This window comes from Muribaculum sp. (assembly GCF_029051885.1).
In the GTDB taxonomy this organism is placed as follows: Bacteria; Bacteroidota; Bacteroidia; order Bacteroidales; family Muribaculaceae; genus Muribaculum.
This window is the reverse complement of record NZ_JAIDKI010000174.1, coordinates 1-2,972: the sequence shown is the minus strand read 5'-3', so window position 1 is coordinate 2,972 and position 2,972 is coordinate 1. Positions and strand designations below refer to the sequence as shown.

Here is a 2,972-nt window from a genome sequence, read left to right as displayed (position 1 = left end):
GCATATCGGAGTGGGGCCACGACTTCCGTCCCGAATATCGGCGTATCAGACCTATAATAAATGAAATCTGCCCACGCCCGGTAATCGCCCTGACGGCAACCGCGACCCCAAAAGTACAGCACGACATCCAGAAGAATCTCGGCATGCAGAATGCCACTCTCTTCAAGTCGTCGTTCAACCGCACCAACCTTTATTATGAAGTGCGCCCCAAGACCTCGACAATCGACAGGGACATAATACGCTTTATCAAGCAGCAGCCCGGAAAAAGCGGTATAATATACTGTCTCAGCCGTAAGAAAGTCGAAGAGCTTGCGGAGATACTCCGTCTTAACAACATCCGTGCCCTCCCCTACCACGCCGGACTCGACCAGAGCACAAGAGCCGCCAACCAGGATGCGTTTCTGCTTGAGAAAGTCGATGTAATTGTCGCTACTATAGCGTTCGGCATGGGAATCGACAAGCCCGACGTAAGATTTGTCATCCATTATGACATACCGAAATCTCTGGAAGGATATTACCAGGAGACCGGACGTGCCGGACGCGACGGAGGAGAAGGAAAATGCATCGCATTCTATATGCATAAGGATCTCCAGAAAATGGAGAAATTCATGCAGGGCAAGCCGTTGGCCGAACAGGAAATCGGTCGGCAGCTATTGCTTGAGACTGCGGCATATGCAGAGTCGTCACTGTGCAGAAGGAAACTGTTGTTGCATTACTTCGGCGAAAAATACACCGAAGAAAACTGCGGGAACTGTGATAACTGTTTAAACCCAAAGAAACTCGTGGAAGCTAAAGATGAACTTTGTGCCGTAATTGAAACCGTCAGCGCACTGAAAGAAAAATTCAAGCCCGAGCAGATTATTGATGTTATGCTTGGGAAAAACACCTCGACTGTCAAGACCTATGCCCAGGACGAACTCGAAGTATTCGGCTGTCTGCAGGGCAGTGATTCACGTACACTTTCTACAATCATACGCCAGGCACAGATTGCCGGATATCTCGACCGCGATATAGAGAATTTCGGCATTCTGAAACTTACAGCAAAAGGCAAGGCGTATTACAAGAAGCCGACATCTTTCAAGGTAGTGGAAGACAACGACTTCAGCGAAGAAGAGGAAGAGCAGATAATGAAGAGCGGCGCAGCATGCGCAGTTGATCCTGAGTTATACAACATACTTAAGGATTTGAGAAAGAAGATGGCCAAACGCCTCGAGCTCCCTCCCTACGTGATATTCCAGGATCCCTCACTCGAGGCGATGGCGACAACATACCCGATTACTATCGATGAACTTCAGAACATACCCGGTGTGGGAGCCGGAAAAGCCAAACGCTATGGCGAGGACTTCCTCAAAGTAATAAAGGCTCATGTAGAGGAAAACGAGATTGAGCGCCCTGAGGACCTGCGCGTACGTAGCGTTGCAAACAAGAGCAAGCTCAAAATATCAATCATTCAAGGCATTGACCGCAAGATTGGTCTCGACTCTCTTGCGGAAAGCAAAGGTCTTGAATTCTCCGAGCTTCTTGACGAAGTTGAAGCTATCGTATACTCCGGCACAAAAATAAATATCAATTATTTCCTCGACGAGATAATGGATGACGATCGCCAGACCGACATTTTCGAATACTTCAAAGAGAGCGAGAGCGACGACCTTGAAGCCGCCATCGACGAGCTCGGCAATGAGTACAGCGAAGAAGAAATAAGACTGGTGCGCATCAAGTTCCTCTCCGAACTTGGAAACTAACATTCCCGATTATATCAAATAGACGGCACATTAGTGTCGTCTATTTGCATTTTGATATAAATTCATTACCTTTGCCGTCAGAACAATACAAAAACTGTGGAAAAGAAAGAAAAAGATACGGCAATTCTGCTTATGAATTGCCCTGATCAGCCCGGAATCATAGCGGTGATAACCGATTTCATCACCGTAAACGGCGGCAATATCATGTACCTGGATCAGTACGTAGATAAGGCCAACGGAATTTTCTATATGCGCGTGGAGTGGGATCTTGATGGATTTATCATCCCGAAAGAGAAGATAAGCGACTATTTCAATACACTTTACGCAAAGCGGTATGAATTGAGCTATTCTCTGAAATTTTCTTCACAGAAACAACGCATGGCTATCTTCGTCAGCAAAATGTCACACTGTCTGTATGACATACTCGCTCGCGTTGTGGCCGGTGAATGGGACGTTGAAGTTCCGGTCATCATCTCCAACCATCCCGACATGGAGAAGGTGGCACGCCAGTTCGGCATAAGATATGAAGTATTCCACATTACAAAGGACAACAAAGAGCAGATGGAAGCCGCGGAAATGGCTCTGCTGCGTGAACTCAACATCGACTTTATAGTCCTCGCACGATACATGCAGGTACTCTCTTCCGACTTCATCGGCCATTATCCCCACCATATAATAAACATCCACCACTCCTTCCTTCCGGCTTTCGTTGGCGCCAAGCCTTATCACGCCGCTTACGATAGAGGCGTGAAACTGATTGGGGCTACATCACACTATGTAACTACCGACCTCGATGCCGGCCCGATTATCGAGCAGGACATCACGCGCATAACGCATAAGGACACAATCGACGACCTGGTAAAAAAAGGTCGGGACCTTGAGAAAATAGTATTGTCGCGTGCAGTAGAGAAGCACATCCAGAGAAAGATACTTACATACAACAACAAGACTGTGGTATTCAGCTGATTGGCTCTTTGCAACAAGCATCGGTTATACCGCCAGGTTTTACAATCCGACACAATTCATGATAGCAGTAGTAAGATATAACGCCGGAAATGTGTTTTCCGTAGAGTGTGCGCTCAATCGCCTTGGCGTAGAGTTCGTTCTGACTGCCGACGAACAGACTTTGCTCTCTGCCGATAAGGTGATTTTCCCGGGTGTCGGCGAGGCCGCCGCTGCCATGTTCCACCTACGGACCACCGGACTCGACCGTGTGCTTCGTAATCTGAC

General features: G+C 47.7%; 2 protein-coding genes and 1 pseudogene. All 3 read left to right on the top strand.

The features are described 5' to 3' along the window. A partial coding sequence (locus tag K2I50_RS07575) for a RecQ family ATP-dependent DNA helicase (protein ID WP_301025740.1) occupies positions 1-1,742 on the top strand: 1,742 nt, incomplete at its 5' end. A gap of 96 nt (positions 1,743-1,838) precedes the next feature. Then, on the top strand, positions 1,839-2,708 hold the full coding sequence (gene purU / locus K2I50_RS07570; RefSeq protein ID WP_301025739.1) for a formyltetrahydrofolate deformylase: 870 nt from the start codon (positions 1,839-1,841) through the stop codon (positions 2,706-2,708). A 58-nt stretch (positions 2,709-2,766) separates the two neighbouring features. Then, positions 2,767-2,972, top strand: a pseudogene (hisH, locus tag K2I50_RS07565) (imidazole glycerol phosphate synthase subunit HisH); the annotation flags it as partial.